Genomic DNA, 20950 nt, shown 5'->3' on the forward strand with positions numbered 1-20950 from the left:
GACGCCCCGTCGTCGGTAAGTGCGGCTCCAGTCGGGCCCACTCCGCATTACTCAGATCACCCCGCCCCATGCCGAGCACAACGAGCCATCGACCCGACAGTCACATGATCCGCCGGACAGGCCCTAGCCCTCCGTCCGCTCGACCCACTCGCTGCCGCCCAGCGGGTAGTCGTAGCCCGGGCGGCCCGCGTTGGCACTGGTGCGGAAGGGGGTGCTGCCGTTCTCGACGTGCACCGTCCCGCGGCGGCCGCCGCTGGACCAGTCCAGGGAGAGGTCCCAGCGGACGTCGTGCGCCTTGGTGCGGGCGTCGACGTAGAAGACCTCGGGGTCGGACTCGCTGACCTTGTACGGGAAGTCGCGCTGCCCGTTCCTGCCGGTGACCGTCGGGCTGCCGTCGTCGAGGTCGATCTCGAACGACCTGGTGGCGACGTTGCCGCCGCAGCCGACGCCCATCGAGTAGTCGTTCCAGGCCACCGGGGCGCCCTTGGTGACGACGCGTACGTGCAGCGCCTCCAGTACGACGGTCTCGCTCCCCGTGCCCTGCACCGTGAGGGCCACGCGCTGCTCCCCGGAGGGGACCGCGCCGTAGGCGGCGGCCCAGCGCGGCGCGTCCTGTTCGCCGGCGGGCGGGCCGACCTGCTCGGGCTCGCTGTCCACGAGGAAGTGCTGACTGCACGGGTTCTTGTAGACGTACGGGCGGGTGGAGACCTTGAGTGGTACGCCTCCGGGCTGCTCCGCGGAGTCGTCGGTGTCCCGGGTGGCGGACGCCGAGGGCGGGGCTGACGGCTTGCCGGACTTCCCGCCGCGCGACGGGGAGGCGGAGGTGGAGGGCCGTTCCCCGCCCGCCCGGGCGGTGTCCGTGCCGTTCCCGGCAGGTTTCCGCTTCCCGCTGTCGCCGCCGGTGGACGACGACAGGTCCACGGCGAGCACGACTGCCCCCAGCACGGCCACCGCGGCGACGGAGGCGAGCACGGCGGGGCGCCTGCGGAGCCGTACGGGCGCGGAGGGGCCGGTACTGCTGACGACCGGTTCGTCGCCGTCCGGTTCGTCGCGTACGCCGCCCGGGGTGGATGCGACGGGAGCCGGTCCCTCCGCGGCGGGCTCCCGCCCCGGCGGGGGCTTCCCGTCTCCGGTGCCCGCGGCGGCCTCGGTCGTGGCGCCCGCGGCGGCCTGCCCCGGCCCCTTCCGGCCCCGTGCCGCGTCCGCGAGGATCCAGAGGCGGTGCAGCTGTACCAGTTCCTCCGGCGTCGCCCGGCACTTACGCGCCAGCCGCTCGGCCGGCGCGTACTCGGCCGGGACCGCGCTGCCGTTGCAGTAGCGGTGCAGCGTCGACGTGCTCATGTGCAGTCGCTGGGCGAGCGCGCCGTAGCTCAGCCCGGACCGCTCCTTCAGCCCCCGCAGCATGCGCGCGAACGCGTCCGCCTCCCCGGCGGTGCCCGCCGCTCCGGCGTGCCCTGCTCCGTCCTTCGCCCCTGACAACGTGGTTCCCCTCCCGGTACAGCACCCGGCGCGTCCCGTTCCCGCGTTCCAGGCTTCGCGCGTTTCCCCTGATCAGAGCCCGTTCTTCCGTTCCAGTGTCCCCGGCTGCCCGGCAGGCGTGGCGACGGGGACAGGTCAGCCCGCACGCTCCGGTCATCAAAGCATCACACCCACCGCGCCATCGAAGGGGAACAGCCACATGACCGCCATCCGGAGCTCCCGTACCCGCCTCCTGACCGCCGCCGCGACCGGCGTGCTCGCCGCCCTCTCGCTCACCGCGTGCGGCGACGGCTCGGGCGTCGAGGACGACGGTTCGGCGCACGTCTCCTCCTCGTCCTCCGCCTCCGAGTCCGATGGTTCCGGCTTCTGGGCCGAGGAGGGCGACGAGTCCGCACCCGGCGGTACGGAACCGGGCGAGGGCAAGGACTCCGCGGCCTCCGGCAAGGACGGGGAGGAGGGGAAGGACGGGAAGGGCGGGAACGGCACGAGCACCGCCACGAACGGAAGCGGAGCGGTCACCTGCCACGGCTCCGGCACCAAGACGGTCGCCACCCCCGTACGCCGCCCCCTGAACCACGTGCTGCTCACCGTCACGAACACCGGCAGCAAGACCTGCCACCTCTACGGTTACCCGGCCGTCCGCTTCGGCGAGGCCCAGTCCGTGCCGCCGGTCATCGAGTCGTCCAAGCCGCAGGCCGTCGTCACTCTCTCGCCGGGCGAGTCCGGCTACGCCTCGATCACCACCTCCGCCGCCGACGGCACCGGCACGCACGGCCGTACGGAGAAGAGCCTGGCCGTCCACTTCCAGGACCGCTCCGGCTCCTGGGACGGCCTCGCGCCCGCCCACCCGGCGCTGCCCGCGAAGGGCGTGCACGTCGACGACACCCTCAGGGTCTCCTACTGGCAGCAGTCGAGGGACGACGCCCTCACCTGGTGACACCGGCGGCCCGCACGCCACCCGGGGGCGCACAGGGGACGCCCCCGCGTGGCGTGCCGGCATCCCGGAGGGCCCCTCGCTTGCGAGGTGCCCTCCGGCGTGTGTGGGCCCGGTGGCCGGCCGGTGTCAGGGGTGGCAGGTGACGCAGGACGGGTCGGGGCACTGGGGGCGTTCGCTGTGCAGGAGTTGGGAGAAGCGCTGCGGGGAGACGTTCAGTACCCGGGCGGCGTCCCGGCCGGTGAGGCCGGCGTCGCGGAGGCTCGCCGCCATCCAGCGGAGGTGTGACGACACCTTGAGCTGTGCCCTGTGCAGGTCCACCTGCGCCTGCACGGTGGTGCGCCGGGCGCGGTCGAGTGCGTCGCCGAGCGCGTACGTGAGGACGGGGAGCAGGGAGTCGGGCGGTACGTCGCGCGCCAGGGCGATCTCCTCGCGGGCCCGTTCGAGGGCGCCCTCGAGGCGGCGGGTGAAGAAGGGTTCGATGCCATCGGCGCTGAGCTGCCACCCTTCGGGTACGCGCCGGGCGACGACCTTCTCCGAGCTGAGGGTCATGGTGGTCCCCTTTCGTCGCGGTGCCGCTCGTCAGGCCCGACAAGAAGTCTAGGGCGCCTTGATGTTTGCGTCTAGGGCTATGGATGCAGATGTGAGGGGCCCTTTCATGCATGTAAGCGCTGGCAAGAACCTGCTTCACGGATGCAGCAACCTGACACGTCGCCGTATGGGCCCTCACGGCCCCAGCTGGCAAGGTCTGTTGCGCCGGTCGGCCGGACGAAGATCCTCTTCTCCCGCCGGGACGGACCGGTGCAGACCTGAGACCAGCAGTTCGAGGGGACAGTGATGGGTGCACAGACCACATCCAGCACGACGGACGGGCAGCGTTCGACTCGCGCCGGACGGGGGCGCGGCGCGGTTCTGTCGGTGCTCACCGCGGCACTGTTCTCCCTGTCAGCCGGTGCTGCGGCGGCGTCCCCCGTTGTAACGCCCCCGTCGCCGCAGCACCTTCAGGGCGAGGTCTCCGTCTCGCAGTCCGTCGTGGACGACGTCTGCTCCGGCCTGACGGGCGTCCTGCCCTCGGCCGGTGCGATGCCGGACGTGGTCTGCAAGAACGTCAACGGCTGGCAGTAAAGGCCATGCGGTTCCAGCTTCTCGGACCGCTGACCCTCACCGACGGGAACGACGCCGTCGTCCTGCAACCGTCCAAGCCGACGATCCTGCTCGCCACCCTGTTGCTGCAGGCGGGCTCGGTGGTGTCCGCCGGCTACCTGCAGCGCACCATCTGGGGCCCGGACCAGCCGGCGACGGCGAAGGCGGCGCTCCAGACCTGTGTGCTGCGCCTGCGACGGCTGTTCACCAAGCACGGGGTGACGGAAACCCCCATCGACGCGGTGCCGGGCGGGTACCGCATCACCGCCGATCCGGACACGCTCGACCTGCTCGCGTTCCGTGAGCGGGTGCGGGCGGCGGCCGGGCTGACGGACGATCCGGAGGCCGAGCTGTACGCCCTCCAGGACGCCCTCTCGCTCTGGCAGGGTTCGCTGCTGGCCAACGTGCCCTCGGACGTGCTGCACCGGGACGAGGTGCCGCGGCTGACCGAGGAACGCCTGCGCACCGTGGAACGTGCCTGCACCCTGGAGCTGCTGCTCGGCCGGTACGGGCAGGCGCTCGTCGAACTGTGGAGTGCGACCCGCGCGTTCCCCGCGCACGAACGGTTCCGGGAGCAGCTCATCGAGGCGCTGTACCGTTCGGGCCGGCAGGCCGAGGCCCTGGCGGAGTACCGGTCCATCAAGGGATACCTGCTGGACGAGCTGGGCGTGGACCCGTCGCCGGCGCTGCAACGTCTGGAGCTGGCGATCCTGCGGGGCGACGAGCTGGACGCGCCGCAGCCGCGCGAGCGGGCGGTGCTGACCCGGGCGACCGTGCCCGGCCAGACCCGCGGCCACCGGCCCGGCGCGAGCCGGCTCGCGCTGCCCGCCGGGGCCGGAACGCCGGCCCCGGAGGCCGGCGCGGAGGGCACGACCGGCACGCCGGGCCCGGCCGCGGAGGCGGCCGCCGCCCCCGCCGGAGCCGCGACGGGAGAGGCCGCGGAGTCCGTAGCGGACCACGGCGAGGACGCCGCGCCGGGCGCGAGCACCCCCACGGGGAGCCCCGCGCGCGAGCAGGTCACGGTGCCCGCCGTGCCGTCCGCCGTGTCCGAGGTGGCGGGCGTGCCCTCGTTCGCGGGACGGGCGGCGCACCTGGCCGCGATGACGGAGCACCTCACCGGCGTCCGCGACGACCCCGCCACCCTGCTGGTCTGCGGCGCGCCCGGCATCGGCAAGACGGCGCTGGCCCGGCAGGTGGCCCACCTGGTGCGGGACCGCTACCCGGGCGGCCGGCTGCTGGTGCGCATGGTGGGTCCGGACGGCGCGGCGCGCAGCGCCGAGGAGGCGGCCGCCGAGATCGCCGCCGCCCGGCTCAGACGCAGCGGCCCCGTTCTGCTGGTGCTCGACGACGTGGTGGACGCCGATCAGGTACGGCCGCTGCTGCCCGCCGACTCCGACGACGCCGCTCTCGTCACCAGCCGCCGCTGGCTCGCCGGACTGATCGCCACGCACGGCGGCAGGGTCCACCGTCTGGACGCGTTCGTCTCCGACGAATCGCGCGCGCTGCTGCGTGCGGTACTCGGCGCTACGCGCGTCAACGCCGAACCGGAGGCGGCCGACCGGCTCGCCGCGGCCTGCGGCCACTTCCCGCTGGCGCTCCGCATCACCACCGCCTGGCTCTCCACCCGGCCCGGGCTCCCCCTCGCCGACGCCGCCGACTGGCTCGCCGAGGACCCCGTCGGCCGCCTCTCGCTGCCCGGCGACTCCCGCATGTCCGTCCGCGAGGTGCTCACCGGTGCCCTCGGCCGGCTCGAAGAGCCGTGCGCGGAGGCGCTGTTGCGCCTCGGGTCGCTCGACGGCGCGGACACCGACGGGTTCCGTGCGGACGACGCGGCCGCCGTTTTCGACGCGGACGCCGCCGAGGAGGCGGCGACCCTCCTGGACCACCTCGCGGACGCCGGGCTGCTGGAGGACGGGCCGCCCGGCCCGTACCGGATGCACGCGCTCGTCCGCTCCTTCGCGCGGCACGCCGTCCGCACGCACGGCACCGCCGGCCCCCACGGACACCGACCGACTCGCAGACACGCACAGAAGGTGTGACCAGATGGCAGCAGCGTTCGAGGCCCTCGCCGGCACCAGACCCCGTATCCGGCGCGACGTGCTCTTCACCGAGACGCCCGGCGGGGTGCTGTTCCACAACGCCGACGGAGGCTTCCACCTCACCGGCCGGACCGCGTACCGGTTCGCCTCGCTGCTCGTCCCGCACCTGAACGGCCGGCACAGCCTGGCCGACATCTGCCAGGGCTTCCCCGACGCCCAGCGGGCCATGGCCGCCGGCCTGGTGGACCGGCTGTACGACCGCGGCTTCGCCCGCAGCGTCCCCGAGGAGGACGACGACGTCGCGGCGCACGTTCCCGATCCCGCCGCGGCCGAACGGTTCGCGCCGCAGATCGCCTACATCGACCACTACACCGGCGGCGCGCCCGCGCGTTTCCGCCGCTTCCGCGAGGCGCGGGTCGCGGTGCTGGGCCGGGGCCCGGTCGCCCGCTGGTGCGCCGTCAGCCTGCTCCGCAACGGCTGCGCCCACATCGCCGTGCAGGAGGCGTCGGCCGAGGTCGGCGCCGAGGAACGCGCACTGGCCGAGGGCGGCTGCCCCGCGCGCGTCGACCGCCTGGAGACGGAGCCGCGCGACTGGGCGGCGCTGGAGGGCTACGACGTCGTGGTCGTCACCGGCGACGGCGCCGCGCCGCTCGCCCACCGGCTGCTGGCCGAGGGCGTGCCCGACGGCCGGACGCTGCTGCCGTCCTGGACCTTCGGCGACCGTGCCGTCACCGGGCCGGTCAGCCGCCCGGGCGGCACGGGCTGCCTCGGCTGCGCGCTGCTGCGGCTGGGCGCGGCGACCGACGCGGACGCCGCCGCGGAGACGTGGAGCGTGATCGCGGGTGTGGTCGCGCCGCGCGAACCGGTCGCCGGGGGCGGCCTGCACGGGCCCGTCGCCGCCATGACCGGCAACCTGCTCGGCTACGAGGTGTTCCGCCTCACCACCGGTGCGCTGCGCGCGGAGACGGACGGCCAGATCCTCCTCCAGGAACTGGAGTCGCTGGACGTGGTCGCCGAGCCGTTGCGCCCGCACCCGCGCTGCCGCGTCTGCACGCCGGAAGCGGAGCCGCCGGACGCCGCCGGGGAGACCGGGGCCGCCCGGGTGCTCGCCGAAGGGCTGGCGCTGCCGCGCACCGCGACCGTCGCCACCGCGCGGGACGCCGAGCAGACGGTCGAGGACCTCAACGCCCTGGGTACCGCCCTGGTACGGCCGCACGCGGGCGTGTTCACGCGCTTCGACGACGAGGACCTGACGCAGACCCCGCTCAAGCTCAGCCGGGTCGAACTGCCGCTCGGCGCGGGCGGGAAGCGCCGCATCGCCGCCTTCGACGTGCACCACCTGGCCGGTGCCCGGACCCGCGCCCTGTACGCGGCGGCGGCCGTCTACGTCGAGCACGTGGTGCCGCCCGCGCTCGTCGGCGACGGGGAGGTGGCGGCGTCGTCGCTGCTCACCAAGGAGCCGGTACGCGTTCCCGCCGCGGCGGTACGGCCGTTCGGTCCGCACAACCGCACCCGCGTCCACCCGGCGACCCGCGCGGGCGCCGGCGCGGGCGCCACCCCGCAGGAGGCGGCGGGCACCGGCCTGTTGTCGGCGCTCGCCCACGACGCGCTGCTGCGCGCCCTGCGCGGCGCCGCCCGGCCGACCCTGCTGGCCGTCGAGAGCGGCACGACGGCCCCGGCCGGGGAAGCGGAGGGGGACGCCGTCGCACAGGCCGACCCGGAGCTGGTGTTCCTGCGGAAGACCGCCGCCACCATCGGGGTCGACGCCGAACTGCTCGACCTCGGCGAGAGCGCCCACTCCTCGGCCCACGTGGTGCTGGCCCGCGAGGCGGACGGTGCGCGCTGGGCGGTCGGCTGCGACCTGAACCGCGAGGCCGCGGCCTGCGCCGCGCTGCGCGACCTGCTCGGGCAGGCCCAGCTCGTGGGGGACGAGGCCGCGGGCGATGCGGCGGGCGAGCAGGGGGACGTCGACCTGGGCGACCCGCTGGTGCCCGACCTGGCCCCCGGCACGCTCGTCGTCGAGGGCGACCCGGAGCTGCCCGCCGACGCCCCCGACACCGACTGGGACACCGTGCTCGACCGGCTCCGCGCCGCGGGCCGCGACGTGCTGCACGTCCCCACCACCCCCGCCGACCTGCGCACCGCGGGCGTGCACACCGCCCGCGTCCTGCTCACCGGCGGCCCGGAGGACGGTGCCCGTGCCCAGCGCTGACGTCGCCGACGCGCCGGCGTCCCGGGCAGCCGTCCCGGACGCCCCGTGGGACCGGTCCTGCCGTGCGCTCGCCGCGGCCCTCGGCCCGGCCCTCGCGGAGCTGGGCTGCCGGGCGCCGGTCACCGTCGCGCCGCTCGGCGTCGCCGACGCGTTCGCCGCCGACGGCCCGGCCGGCCGTGCGGCGGACGCGGTCGCCCACCCCGTCCCCGGCACGGGCGCCGACACGCCGGCCGCCGTGCCGCTGCCGGTGCACGTGTACGGGCGGCAGGTCGTCGTGGGCCCGGCCCCCGGCGCGCCCGCCTGCCCGCAGTGCCTCGCCCGGCGCTGGCAGGCCGTACGGTCCGTCACGCTGCGGGAGGCGCTGGAGATCGGCGGCGGCACCCGGGCCGCGGGCGAGTCGCCGTACGGCACCCCGTACGCGGCGGCCGCCGTCGCCGCCCTGGTGACCGGCCTCGCCACCGGGCCGGCCCCGTCGCCCGACGACCCCTACGCCCGGGTGCAGGTGCTGGACCTGGAAAGCCTCACCGTGCGCCGCCACTCGCTGGTGCCCGACCCCGAGTGCCCGCGCTGCGCCCGTCCGGAGGCGGACACCGCCGAGGCGGCGACGCTCGCGCTCCGGCCCGCGCCCAAGAAGTCGCCCGGCTCGTTCCGGGTGCGCGGCATCGGGGAGTACGCGCTGCCCGTGGAGCCCTACGCCAACCCGGTGTGCGGCTCGCTGGGACCGTCGATCGTGCACGACGTGTCGTCCACCTCGACCTCGGCCACCATCGGCTGCTTCTCCATGCGTTCGGGCGACTACCTGCGCGAGACCTTCTGGGGCGGCCACGACGACACTTTCGGCACCAGCATGCGCATCGGTGTCCTGGAGGGGCTGGAGCGGTACGCGGGCATGCGCGCGCGGGCCCGTACGGCGTCGGTGCGCGACTCGCTGGACGGTCTGCGGGCCCGTGGGGTGCCGGCCGTCGACCCGCGGGTGTGCGGTCTCTACTCCGAGGACTTCCACCGCGCCAACCCGCACATCACCCCCTTCACCACGGACCGCGAGGTGCCGTGGGTGTGGGGCTGGTCGCTGCGCGACGAGCGCCCGCTGCTCGTGCCCGAGGTGCTGACGTACTACCACGCGCCGGGGCTGGAGAACCGCTTCGTGCAGGAGAGCTCCAACGGCTGCGCCTCCGGCGGCGCGCTGGAGGAGGCCGTCTACTTCGGGCTGATGGAGGTCGTCGAACGGGACGCCTTCCTCCTCAGCTGGTACGGGCGCGCGGCCCTGCCCGAGATCGACCCCGCGACCAGCGGCAGCGCCGCGACCCGGCACATGGTCGACCGGCTGGAGATGTACGGCTACGAGGCGCGCTTCTTCGACACCCGCATCACCTTCCCCGTGCCGGTCGTCACCGGAGTCGCGCTCCGCCACGACGGCGGCCTGGGCCGGATGTGCTTCGGCGCGGGCGCCGGGCTGGACCCCGAGGCGGCGCTGGCGGCGGCGCTTTGCGAGATCGCCACCGACGCCGTCAACCTCCAGGGCCGCACCGAGCGGGAGGAGGAACGGCTGCGCGCCATGACCACGGACTTCCACCGCGTCGCCGCGCTGCACGACCATCCCCTGGCGTACGGCATCCCCGAGATGGGCCGGCACGCCGACTTCCTGCTCGGCCGCCCCGGCGCACCGCGCCCGGCGCGGCGGAGCATGGCCGACCTGTACGGCGACGGGTCGGTGCCGACCGTCGCCGACGACCTGCGCGAGGACCTCCTCACCTGCGTGAAGGCGGTCACCGCCGAGGGCTTCGACGTGGTGGTCGTCGACCAGACCATGCCCGAGCAGCGGCGGCTCGGCCTGCGGACGGTCAGCGTCCTGGTGCCCGGGCTGCTGCCCATCGACTTCGGCTGGACCCGGCAGCGCGCGCTGGGCATGCCCCGGCTGCGCACCGCGCTGCGCGAGGCCGGACTGCGCGAGAAGGACCTGACGCCCGACGACCTCAACCCCGCCCCGCACCCCTTCCCCTGACCGTCCGACCCCCTCGGCGCCCCGCAGGGCCCGACCACGAGCAGCAAGGAGCACCCGTGGGTCTCGCCCATGACTACGCCACCGCGATCCTCCATCGTGGCCGGGTCCCGATGGACCCCGCGGACTTCGTGCCCGACTGGGCGGACGGCCCGCGCAAGGGCAAGCACTACCCCGGCGTGGACCGGCTGCCGCTGCCCGCCGGCGGCTACCCGGCGGACGCGCACGTCGACCGGGGCCTGGCGGCAGCGCAACCGGCCGGTCCGGACGACGGGTTCGACCTGGACGCGCTGTCCGGCATGCTGCGGGACTCCTACGGGCTGACCGGGCGGCGACTGGCGGTGCAGGCCAACACCGACCTGAACGCGCTGCCGTTCTACCCGCTGGCCAACTGGTCGCGCGGCTCCGCCTCCGGTGGCGGCCTGTACCCGGTGAGCATCCACTGGGTCTCCGGCACGAGCGGCCCGGTGACCCCCGGGCTGCACTACTACTCCACCCGGCACCACGCGATGCACCGCCTGCTCACCGGGGACGTGACCGGCGAGGTGCGGGCCGCCCTCGGCGGCGACGGAGCCCCGGGCGCGGACGCCGACCACTACCTCGTGCTGGGCGTGAAGTACTGGCAGAACGCGTTCAAGTACAACAACTTCTGCTTCCACGTGGTGTCCATGGACCTCGGTGCGCTGGTGCAGACGTGGCGCATCTGGGCGCGGGCCCGCGGCCTGGAGGTGGAGCCGCTGCTGTGGTTCGACGAGGAGCGGATGGCGCGGCTGCTGGGCGTCGAGGGCGACGCGGAGGGCGTGTTCGCGGTGGTGCCGCTGCGCTGGCGGCGCACCGAGGACTCCGACCCGGACGCCGGGCCGCAGGCGCGCACGCCGCGCGTCGCTCCCGCACCGGCCGCCGTACGCCACCGGGACGTCGAGAAGTCCCGTCGCCTGCTGGCCTTCGACGACGTCCGCGCGATGCACGAAGCCACGCTGGGGCGCGCGGAGGACCGCCCCGCGCCCGGCGCGCTGGAGTCCGCGGCGGCGCACGCCCCCGACGCCTCCGCCGCGTTGCGGCCGCTGCCCGCGCCGCGCCCGCTCGAGGCCGACGTGCGGACCGCGCTGCGCCGCCGCCGCAGCAGCTTCGGCCGGTTCGACGCCCGGCGTCCGGTGACCGCCGACCAGCTCGCCGCCACCCTCGCGGCGGCCGACGCCGGGGCCCGCCTCGGCGGCGACTGCTCCGGCGGCCCCGGCGGCGGTTCGCCGGTCCGGCTGGCCCGCACCTTCGTCTTCGTCAACCACGTCGAGGACGTCGCGCCCGGCAGCTACCTGTACGACCCGGAGGCCGGCGGGCTGCGGCCGGTGCGCGAGGGGAAGCCCGGCTCCTTCCTCCAGGAGAACTACTTCCTGTCCAACTACAACCTGGAGCAGGCCGGCGCCGTGCTGGTGCCCACCGTCCGCACGCACGCCGTGCTGGACGCGGTCGGCGACCGCGGCTACCGGCTGGTCGGCGCCACCGTCGGCGCCGTCTCCCAGGCCGTCTACACCGCGGCCGCCGCGCTGGACCTCGGCTGCGGTGTGGCGCTCGGCTTCGACAACGTCTCCTACACCGACGAACTGGGCCTGGCCGGCACCGACGAGGCGCCGCTGCTGATCATGATGATCGGCCACGAACGGCCCGAACCCGCCGCCTTCCACTTCGAGATCGCGTGACGGCCGCATGTCCACCGCTCAGACCCGGGAAGCGACCCGGGAACCGAACCAGGAGGAGACCGGCGTGACCGGTGAGCTGTTCCACCGCCCGTTCGTGCTCCGGGTCGCCGGCCTGCCCGTGGAGACCGTGCAGCGGTTGCGCTGCCCCGGGAGCCGCCAGTGGGCCGACGAGGTGCTGGACGCCTCGACGCGGTCCCGCGCGGCCGGGGAGGCCGTCGGCGACCTGCTGCACGATCTGGTGGGCGGCTGCGAGGACGGCGGCGTGCGGCGCCGGCTGCTGAAACTGCGCCGCGAACTCTTCAACAACCGCCTGCCGCACGACCCGGAGGCGGCCGTCGCGCTCGTCGCCGGACTGGACGCGCGGGTGGCCGAGAAGCTGACCGCCTGGCTGGCCGACCGCCGCCACCTGGTGGCCCGTACGGCGGACGGCGCCGAGGTGCTGGCCGGCGAACTCGACCGCACCCGCACGGAACTGCGCGCCCTGGCCGGCGAACGCCGCCTGGCCGGCGGCCTGCTGCTCGCCTCGCCCTCCCTGGACGCCCAGGTCGACGGCTACGCCGCCGGTCCGCCCGTCCGCGCCGACGGCAGCCGCGACAAGGGCGCGGAGAAGCGCCACCGGAAGATCGAGCGCTCCCTCCTCGCCTACCTCTACCGCACCGCCTGCAAGACCAGCCCGTTCTCCACCTTCACCGGCCTCGCGCTGGGCGAGTTCACCGACGGCCCCCGGGACGACGGGGCGGACGGGGCGGACCCTCTGCAGATCCGGGTGGACGACGTGTGGACCAGCCACACCCGGCTCAACGTCGTCGCCCTCGGCCGCGTGGCGCAGACCGTGCTCGACGACCCCGAACGCCGCGACGGGCTGCCCGTGACGCTCGCCTCCGGCTGGGGCCACGACGAGGACCGCGTCCGCTACGTCCGCCGCTGGGTGACCACCGGCGACGACGACACCGCCGTCACCTTCGACAGCGTCAAGGACCGGCTGTTCTTCCTCCGCCGCAGCGGCGCGCTGGAGAGGATGCTGGCCTTCTTCGAGCGCCGCCCGGAGATCCGCTACGGCGAACTCGGCGGCCTGCTCGCGGACGAGGAGCCGGACGCCACCGCCGAGGACGTGGACCGCTACCTGGCCGCCCTCCTCGACCTGGGCATGCTCCAGGTGCCCTGCCTGCGCATCGGCGTGCACGACACCGACCCGCTGCGCGCCTTCCAGGCCTCCCTGCGCGGTCTGGACCGCGACTGGGCCGACAGCCTCGCGGACGACCTGGCCGGACCGCTCGCCCGCATCGACGAGTTCGCCGGGGCGACGCCGGCGCGGCGTCGCACGCTGCTCGCCGAACTGCGGGACTCGCTGGCCGCGATCCAGCGCGGGCTCGGCGCCGGGGAGCCGCGCGTCCCGCAGACCGTGCTCTACGAGGACGCCGCCCCGGTCGCGCCGTCCGGCTGCGACCTGGCCGCCTGGAGCCGGATCGCCGGGGAGCCGCTGCGGGACGTGGAGCGCGCGCTGCCCGCCTTCGACGTGACGCTGCCGCAACGCCTGACGTTCCAGGGCTTCTTCACCGCCCGCTTCGGCCAGGGCGGGCGGTGCGACGACCTGCTCAAGCTGGTCCACGACTTCCACGAGGACTTCTTCGACCAGTACATCTCCTTCACCGCCAAGCGCAGCACGTTCGACGCCGAAGGCCGGTACGTGCCGGAGGAGAACTGGCTCGGGCTGCCCCGCATCAAGGCGCTCGACACCGCCCGGCAGACCTTCTTCGAGGGCATGCGCGAGGTGTGGGAGCGCAGCGGCGCGTCAGCGGCCGGCTCGGGCGTCGCCGAGGTGGAGATCGGCGAGGGCCTCCTCGACGCCGTCGCCGGCGGACTCGACGGCGTGGCCCCGGCGTTCGCGCCGCTCAGCCACCACGTGCAGCTCGCCGAGCGGCCCGGCGACCCGCTCGTCGTCCTCAACCGTTCCTACGGCGGCCTGTCGTTCCCGTTCAGCCGCTTCACGCACTGCTTCGACGGGCTCGCGGACCGGCTGCGCGAGGAGACCCGGCGGCTCGCGCCCGACGGCGCGGTCTTCGCAGAGATCACCGGCGGCCCGGTGACCAGCAACCTCAACCTGCACGACCGGCTGCTGGACTACGAGATCGTGTGCCCCGGCGAGACCGGCGGCGTGCCCGAGGAACACCGGCTGCACCTGGACGACCTGTACATCGTCCACGACGCCGACGCCGACCGGCTGGTCCTGCGCTCCACCCGCCTGGACCGCGAGGTGATCCCCGTCTACCTCGGCTACCTGGTCCCGCTGGCGCTCCCGGAGATCCCGCGCACCCTGCTGCTGCTCTCCCCGACCTCCATGACCCGCCTCGACGTCTGGGGCGGCGTCCCGCCGGGCGAGCCGGACGAGGGGGTGACCACGCGCCCCCGCGTGCGGCACGGCAGCGTGGTGCTCAGCCGGCGCAGCTGGAGCGCGCCCGCCTCGGCGCTCCCGCTGCGCGGACCCGGCGTCACCGACGCCGACTGGTATCTCGGCTGGCACCGCTGGCGCCGCCGGCACCGCCTGCCCGACCGGGTGTTCGCCACCGTCTCGGACGGCGGCGGGCGCGGCGCGACCAGCGCCAAGCCGCAGTACGTCGACTTCGACAGCCACCTCTCGCTGACCGCCTTCGAGGCGCTGCTGCGCACGGCGGAGGCGCGCGTGGTGTTCCGCGAGGCGCTGCCCGACGAGGACGACCTGCACACCGTCTCCGGACGCGGCCGGCACGTCGCCGAGATGGCCCTGGAGACCGCGCCCGCCCCCGAGGGAAGGACCCGCACGTGAACGCCGAAGTGACCGCCTCCGGCACCGCAGCCCCCGCCGGTACGGACGCCGCCGCGAGGGCCGCGTCCGGCGGGGAGCACCGGGGCGCCTGGCAGGCCACCCACGTCTTCTACGCCGCCAACCCCCGCCCGCTCCTGCTCCAGTGCGTCCGCCCGCTGGTGCGGGAACTGGACGCCGACGGGCTGCTCGCCAACTGGTTCTTCATCAACTACTGGCTGGAGGGCCCGCACGTGCGGCTGCGGGTGCGGCCGTCCTCGCCCGAGGCGGAGCCGGAGGTGCGGCGCCGCACCGAGGAGGCGATCGACACCTTCCTCGCCGAACGCCCGGCGCTGTACGAGGTGGACACCGGCTTCCTCAACGAGTTCTACAACGCGCTGTTCGACATCGAGTTCCCGGACGCCGAACGCAGCCCGTACACCGACGACGAGGGCCGGATGAACCTGCGGCCCAACAACTCGCGGCACGCCATGCCGTACGACCCGGAGTACGCCAAGTACGGCGGCCCGGCCGGGATCGAGCTGGCCGAGTGGCACTTCCGGTACTCCAGCGAACTGGTCCTGGACGCCTTCCGCACCAAGAACCTGCACCTGCGCACCGTGCTGCTGGGCACGTCGGCGCAGCTGATGATGGTGATGGCCGCCTGCTTCCTGCCCGACGAGGAGGACCTGGCGGACTTCCTGGACGACTACTACCACTTCTGGCACAAGGCGTTCCCCGGCACGGGTTTCATCGGGGACAAGGAGTACGAGAACAACTACGCGGCCACGGCGCCGTCGCTGTCCCGCATGTTCGGCGCGATCCGTTCGGCGCTCGCCGCCGGGGAGGACGAGAAGCTGCCCGACTTCCTCGCCGGCTGGGCCGCGCACTGCCGCGAACTGCGCGACCGGGTGCGGGAACTGGCGGCCGACGGCGCACTGGTCTTCGGCTTCGACAAGGGCGCGCGCGAGAAGCGCATCACCGACCCGGACGGGGCCCTGAAGGTCCTCCTCTCCCCGTACATGCACATGACGAACAACCGGCTGCACGTGACCATCCGGGACGAGGCCTACCTCTCCCACGTGCTGCACCGCGTGCTGCGGGAGGACGGCCCCGGAGGCGCGACGTGACCGCGCCCGCCGAGCGGACCGGGGGCGGCGCGGCGCCGGAGGCGGCGCCGGGCCCGCACCCGCGGCCGGGAGCCGCCGCGGAGTACCGCCCGCAACTGCGGCCCGGGGTGCTGCTCGGCGACGCCGTGCTGCGCGGCGACCGCTTCGTCCACCTGGTGAAGAACACCGGCGACGGCCGGTCGTTCGAACTCGGCCCGCGGGAGCACCACCTGCTCTCCCGGATGGACGGCACCCGCACCCTGGCCGAGCTGGGGCGCGGGTACGCGGAGGCGTTCGGGCGGCGGCTCGGCGACGGCAACTGGACCCAGCTGCTCACCCTGCTCGGCAGCCGCGGCCTGCTCGTGGGCGGCCCCGCCGCCGACCCGCCGGAGGAGGAGGCGAAGCCGTCCACCGGCACGCTGCGCATGGTCGCCGACGCCGACGCCACCGCCCGTCGGCTGCACCGCGCCGTCGGCTTCCTGCTGCACCCCCTCTGCCTGCTGCCGCTGCTCGCCGCCGTGCTCGCCATGGAGACGATGCTGGTGCTCCGCGCGGACGAGGTGCTCGAAGGGACCGCCGCCACGTTCGCGAACCCGGTGCTCATCACCGGCGCCGCGCTGCTGATGTGGCTGTCCACGGCTCTGCACGAACTGGCGCACGGCGTGGTCGCCGTGCGCTTCGGCGGCACCGTCGGCGAGATCGGGCTGCGCTGGAAACCGGTCCCGATCATGTACTGCAGCGTGGAGAACTACCTCTTCCTGCCCCGCCGCCGGGACCGGATCTTCACCGCCGTCGCCGGGGCGGTGGCGAACCTGCTGTTCCTGCTGCCGTTCTGCGCGCTCTGGCTGTTCGTCCCGGTCGACGACGCCACCCGCGACGGGCTGGCCGGGCTGCTGCTCATCGGCACCGTCCAGGCGCTGGCCATGCTGCTCCCGTTGCCGCCGCTGGACGGCTACAAGGTGGTGAGCCAGGCCGCCGGCGCCACCGCCCTGGCCGCCTCCAGCCGTGACTACCTGCGCCTCGCCCTGCGCCGCGACCCCGCGGCGAAGCGGTACCCGCGCCGTGCCCGTGCCGTCTACACCGCCTACGGGCTCGGCTCCACCGCCGTGGTCGCCGGGCTGGCGGTCCTCGCCGCCCTGCTCGTCGCCTCGCTGTTCCACCCGTGAAGGAGAACCACGTGTCCACCACCCCCACGCCACCCCCCGGCACGGCCGCCGCCGCGGACACCGGGCCCGACACGGCCGCCGCCGCAGGTACCGGCCCGGAGCCCGCCGTCGAACTGACCGACGTGCACAAGCGCTACGGCGACACCCGCGCCGTCGACGGCGTGTCCCTCACCGTCCGCCGCGGCGAGTTCCTCGGACTGCTCGGCCCCAACGGCGCGGGGAAGACCACGCTGGTGGAGATCATGGAGGGGCTGCGGCAGGCCGACGCCGGCACCGTCGGCGTCCTCGGCACGTCGCCCTGGCCCCGCAACCTGGCGCTGCTGCCCCGCATCGGCCTGCAGACCCAGGCGTCGGCCTTCTTCGTCCGCCTCACCGCGCGCGAGCACCTGCGGACCGTCGCCGCGCTGTACGGCGCCGCCCGCGACGCCGCCGAACGCACCCTGGCCATGGTCGGCCTCACCGAACAGGGCGACACCCAGGTGGAGGGACTGTCCGGCGGCCAGCGGCAGCGGCTGGCCATCGCCTCGGCGCTGGTGCACGGCCCGGAGCTGATCTTCCTCGACGAGCCCACCGCCGCCCTCGACCCGCAGGCGCGCCGCGACCTGTGGCAGGTGCTGCGCGACCTCAAGGGCGAGGGCCGCACGATCGTCTACACCACCCACCACCTCGACGAGGCCGAGACGCTGTGCGACCGCGTCGCGATCATCGTGAACGGCCGCATCACCGCATTGGACACGCCCGCCCGGCTGGTCGCCGCCGGCAGCGGCAACACCCGCCTGCTCGTGCCCGCCGACCGGCTCACCGAGGCCCGCGCCCGCGAACTCCCCGGCGTGCTCGACGTGCAGGTCGACGGCGACGTGGTGGTGCTGGAGACCACCGAAGCGGGCCCCCTGCTCAGCGCCGTCGAGGCGGTCGCCGGGCTCCAGGGCGTCCGCACCCGCACCGCCAGCCTGGAGGACGTCTACCTGCAACTCACCGCGACCGGCGACCGCTGACCGCACCCCGCCACGGCGACACACCCCCCACGCCCACCCCTTCCCGACACGGAGCAACGCCCATGAGTGCGTACGCGGCGCTGACCACGGCCGGCTACCGGGCCTACACGCGCGACAAGACCACCCTCTTCTTCTCCTTCGCCTTCCCGCTGCTCTTCCTCGTCGTCTTCGGCCTGATCTTCTCCGGCCAGGACGTCGACCAGAGCGGAAAGCCCTACATCAGCTACATCGCTCCCGGCGTGCTCTCCTGGGGCGTCGCCAACTCCGCCGTGTTCTGGATCGGCTTCGTCCTCATGCAGTGGCGGCGCGACGACCTGCTGCGCCTCATCCGCATGACGCCCACCCGCCTGCCCACCGTGCTCGGCTCGCGCTACGTACTGGCGCTCGCCGTCGGCGTGGCGCAGACCGTGCTGTTCGTCGGCGTCGCGATGCTTCCCGCGTTCGGCCTGGAGGTCGACGGCCGGGTGCTGCTGATGATCCCGGTGCTGATCCTCGGCGTGACCGCGTTCCTCGCGCTCGGCGTCATCGTCGGCACGTACGGGAAGACGCCGGAGGCCGTCGCCGCGATCGCCAACTGCATCATGGTGCCGATGGCGTTCCTGTCCGGCGCGTTCTTCCCCATCGACGCCATGCCGGAGTGGATCCAGACCGGCTCCCACGTGCTCCCGCTGCGCTGGTTCAACGAGGGCGTGTCCGTCGCGCTGCTCGGTGACGGCAGCACCGCAGACGTCGCGCTGGCCTGCGCCGGACTCACCGGCTTCACCGTCCTCTTCGGGCTGGTCGCGCTGCGCACCTTCCGCTGGAGCGACCGCGCATGACGACGACGCCCACCGTGCCGCCGCCCGCGGACGCCGCCGCCTCCCCGGGGCCGCGCGCGCTGGAGTCCGCGCGCGCCCACCTGCAGCGCGAACTCGACCCCCGCTACGTGCAGTTCCCCGCCTGCGCCGCCGACGCCGGACCGCAGCCGCTGGTGGTGCCGCTCGGCGCGGCGGACGTGCTCGGCGACGCCGCCGGCGACCCGTACGCCGCGGTGCGGCCGCACGCCACCGTGCACCTCACCGCCCGCGCCGTGCTCATCGGACCGTGGGGCGGCGAGGCGGAGGCCCCCGGCTGCGGGCGGTGCCTCGGCATGCGCTGGCAGCGGCTGCGCAGCCGCTCCGAACGCGAGGCCCTGGAGGGCCGGCAGCCCCTGCAGGGCGCCGAGGACTGGCCGTTGCTCACGCCGTTCGCGGTGGACGCCGTACGTGCCGCCTGGTCGTCGGCGTTCGGCCCGGTCCACGAGTCGGACCCGGCCCCGGCCGGTCCGGTGGCCGCGCTGCGGCCGCCCCGGGCCGTGCCGGCGTCACCCGGAGCCGAAGGGCTGCCGCGCGTGACCCGCGTCGACCTGGCCACGCTCGCGCTGGCCACCTTCCCGATGCTCCCCGAACCGCTGTGCCCGCACTGCGTGCAGCGTGTGCCGGACACCCCCGAGGCCGGCCGGATACCGCTCGGCCCGGCGCCCAAGCCGGACCCGGACGGCTACCGCGTCCGGCCCCTGGAGTCGTTCCCGCTACCCGGCGACGCGCTGGCCAACCCGGTGTGCGGCGCCCTCGGCTCGGGCACCTGGATCAACCCGGCCTCGACCACCACCGCCCCCGTCGCGGGCAGCGTCTTCGTACGCGGCTACGCCGGGCTCAACGACGTGACCTTCAGCGGCCAGGCCAGCCGCTACACCACCAGCCGGCTGCTCACCTACCTGGAGGGCCTGGAACGCTACGCCGGCACCCACCGCCGTCGTCCCGAACAGCCCGTCGTCGCCTCCCTCGACGCCCTCCGGTCGGCCGGGGAGCCGGTGCTGGACCCCGCCGCGTGCGGCTTCTACGCCCCGGAGACCTACGCCACCGACCCCATGGTCAGCCCCTTCGACCCGGCCCGGGCGATCCCCTGGCTGTGGGGCCACTCGCTGCGCGACGACCGGCCGATCCTGGTGCCGGCCCGGCTGGTGCACTACAGCGCGGGTGTCGCGGCGGACAACTTCGTCTTCGAGTGCTCCAACGGCTGTGCCACCGGCGGCAGTCCGGTGGAGGCGATGCTGTTCGCGCTGCTGGAGCTGATCGAGCGGGACGCGTTCCTGCTGGCCTGGCACACCCGCACCCCGCTCACCGAGATCGACCTCGGCTCCTGCACCGGCCGCACCGTGCGGTCGCTGCTGGACCGGGCCGGCATGCACGGCTACGACGTGCGGGCCTACGACACGCGGATGGACCTGCCGGTCCCCGTGGTCACCGGGCTCGCGGTGCGCCGGGACGGCGGCCCGGGCACGCTGTCCTTCGGCGCCGCCGCCGGGTTCGACCCGGAGGACGCCGTCGAGTCCGCGCTCTCCGAGGTGCTCACCTACATCCCGCACCTGCCGTACCAGGTCACCGAGCGGCAGGCGGAACTGGAGGCCATGGCGGCCGACTTCGGCCGCGTCCTGCACCTCAAGGACCACGCCCAGCTGCACGGGCTGCCCGGCATGGCGCACCACTCGCGGGAGTTCCTGGAACCGGCCGGACGCGGCGGCATCCCGGAGCTGTTCGCCGACTGGCACCGCGAACGGCCGCGCACCGGCGACCTCGTGGACGACCTGCGGCTGCTCGTCGACGCGCTGGCCGACGCCGGCCACGACGTCATCGCGGTGGACCAGACGGCGCCCGAGCAGCGGCGGATGGGCCTGCACACGGTCTGCGCGACCGTTCCCGGGCTGCTGCCGCTCGACTTCGGATGGAACCGGCAGCGGGTGCTGCGGACGCCCCGGCTGCTCACCGGGCTCAGACAGGCGGGCAGACGGGCCGACGACCTTCCGGCAGCCGACGTCAAACGCGTACCGCACCCGTTCCCGTAACCCCCGAGGGGAGTTCCCGTGCCGCACCCGCAACGTCAGCAGAGCGGCCCGCAGGCCCCGTTCCCCGTCGCCGCCACACACGGCAGCGGCCCGTTCCCGCGCCGGAGACGGCGGTACGGGAACGGGCCGCTGGGGTACCTGAGATACCCGAGTCCGGTGGGAACCGGATCAGGCGCTGCAGGAGGTGGTGCTGGTGGTGCTGGAGCAGGTCGAGGTCGACGAGCAGGAGGTGGAACCGGCCAGGACGACCTCGGCCGCGTCGGAGTAGTCCGAGATCTCGAAGGTCTCCGACTCGAGCTCCAGGATCTCGTCGGCGAGCGTGGCGAGCTGCGTCTTCTCAGCCATGGTGTCTCCTCAAGTCGCGCCGGCGGCCGGCTGTTCCGGCTGCGCGCCCCGGCGTCGGAACCATTGGACCCGGCGCCACTGGCAGATCCGCACGGCTTCCGCTGTCACACCGCTGACAACCGGTGTCAGCGGACTGCTCGGCATATGCGCAACGCGTGCAGCACGCTCGGAACGCGTACCCGAAGGAGGC

Annotated in this window: 15 protein-coding genes; 12 read left to right on the forward strand and 3 right to left on the reverse strand. The window is 74.7% G+C overall.

Annotation, left to right across the window (positions count from 1 at the left end; translation table 11 throughout):
- Positions 1 to 123: 123 nt before the first annotated feature.
- Positions 124 to 1404: a transcriptional regulator gene (locus tag RM572_RS12895; protein WP_311673613.1), complete on the reverse strand. Its 1281-nt coding sequence runs from the start codon at positions 1402 to 1404 to the stop codon at positions 124 to 126.
- 274 nt (positions 1405 to 1678) lie between these two features.
- Between RM572_RS12895 and RM572_RS12900 the strand changes: the two genes are divergently transcribed.
- Positions 1679 to 2416, forward strand: coding sequence for a DUF4232 domain-containing protein (locus RM572_RS12900; RefSeq protein ID WP_311673465.1), 738 nt, complete (start codon positions 1679 to 1681; stop codon positions 2414 to 2416).
- A gap of 126 nt (positions 2417 to 2542) precedes the next feature.
- On the opposite strand, the gene RM572_RS12905 is transcribed toward RM572_RS12900, so the two are convergent.
- Positions 2543 to 2965 (reverse strand): hypothetical protein, encoded by a 423-nt coding sequence (locus RM572_RS12905; protein ID WP_311673466.1) that lies wholly within the window; start codon positions 2963 to 2965, stop codon positions 2543 to 2545.
- A gap of 285 nt (positions 2966 to 3250) precedes the next feature.
- Between RM572_RS12905 and RM572_RS12910 the strand changes: the two genes are divergently transcribed.
- The 11 genes from RM572_RS12910 to RM572_RS12960 all read left to right on the forward strand — a co-directional run bounded on the left by RM572_RS12910 (position 3251) and on the right by RM572_RS12960 (position 20415).
- A complete protein-coding gene (locus RM572_RS12910; protein ID WP_158687344.1) occupies positions 3251 to 3538 on the forward strand; it encodes a hypothetical protein in 288 nt (95 codons plus the stop codon).
- 5 nt (positions 3539 to 3543) lie between these two features.
- Positions 3544 to 5595: a BTAD domain-containing putative transcriptional regulator gene (locus tag RM572_RS12915; protein ID WP_311673468.1), complete on the forward strand. Its 2052-nt coding sequence runs from the start codon at positions 3544 to 3546 to the stop codon at positions 5593 to 5595.
- Positions 5596 to 5599: 4 nt separating this feature from the next.
- Positions 5600 to 7807, forward strand: coding sequence for a TOMM precursor leader peptide-binding protein (locus tag RM572_RS12920; protein WP_311673469.1), 2208 nt, complete (start codon positions 5600 to 5602; stop codon positions 7805 to 7807).
- Complete coding sequence (locus tag RM572_RS12925) at positions 7794 to 9809, forward strand: TOMM precursor leader peptide-binding protein (protein ID WP_394813598.1); 2016 nt, start codon at positions 7794 to 7796, stop codon at positions 9807 to 9809. Before RM572_RS12920 ends, RM572_RS12925 begins: the two co-directional genes overlap by 14 nt.
- A 56-nt stretch (positions 9810 to 9865) precedes the next feature.
- A complete protein-coding gene (locus tag RM572_RS12930) occupies positions 9866 to 11503 on the forward strand; it encodes a nitroreductase family protein (RefSeq protein ID WP_311673470.1) in 1638 nt (545 codons plus the stop codon).
- 7 nt (positions 11504 to 11510) lie between these two features.
- The gene (locus RM572_RS12935) at positions 11511 to 14306 is read left to right on the forward strand and encodes a lantibiotic dehydratase (RefSeq protein ID WP_394813599.1); all 2796 of its coding nucleotides are present in this window, start codon (positions 11511 to 11513) and stop codon (positions 14304 to 14306) included.
- Entirely contained in the window at positions 14303 to 15412 is a 1110-nt protein-coding gene (locus RM572_RS12940) for a lantibiotic dehydratase C-terminal domain-containing protein (protein ID WP_311673472.1), read from the forward strand. The genes RM572_RS12935 and RM572_RS12940 overlap by 4 nt, the downstream gene beginning before the upstream one ends.
- A 95-nt stretch (positions 15413 to 15507) precedes the next feature.
- Positions 15508 to 16557 carry a M50 family metallopeptidase gene (locus RM572_RS12945; RefSeq protein WP_311673615.1) on the forward strand — a complete coding sequence of 350 codons (1050 nt, stop codon included), beginning with the start codon at positions 15508 to 15510 and terminating at the stop codon, positions 16555 to 16557.
- A 113-nt stretch (positions 16558 to 16670) separates the two neighbouring features.
- Positions 16671 to 17552: an ABC transporter ATP-binding protein gene (locus RM572_RS12950; RefSeq protein ID WP_311673616.1), complete on the forward strand. Its 882-nt coding sequence runs from the start codon at positions 16671 to 16673 to the stop codon at positions 17550 to 17552.
- A gap of 62 nt (positions 17553 to 17614) precedes the next feature.
- Complete coding sequence (locus RM572_RS12955) at positions 17615 to 18370, forward strand: ABC transporter permease (RefSeq protein WP_136183351.1); 756 nt, start codon at positions 17615 to 17617, stop codon at positions 18368 to 18370.
- Positions 18367 to 20415, forward strand: a complete 2049-nt coding sequence (locus RM572_RS12960) for a TOMM precursor leader peptide-binding protein (RefSeq protein WP_311673473.1) — start codon at positions 18367 to 18369, stop codon at positions 20413 to 20415. The genes RM572_RS12955 and RM572_RS12960 overlap by 4 nt, the downstream gene beginning before the upstream one ends.
- A 168-nt stretch (positions 20416 to 20583) precedes the next feature.
- Here RM572_RS12960 and RM572_RS12965 read toward each other — a convergent pair whose 3' ends face one another.
- Entirely contained in the window at positions 20584 to 20760 is a 177-nt protein-coding gene (locus tag RM572_RS12965) for a thiazolylpeptide-type bacteriocin (protein ID WP_023529351.1), read from the reverse strand.
- Positions 20761 to 20950: the final 190 nt, after the last annotated feature.

Source organism: Streptomyces hazeniae (assembly GCF_031845485.1).
Taxonomy (GTDB): domain Bacteria; phylum Actinomycetota; class Actinomycetes; order Streptomycetales; family Streptomycetaceae; genus Streptomyces; species Streptomyces hazeniae.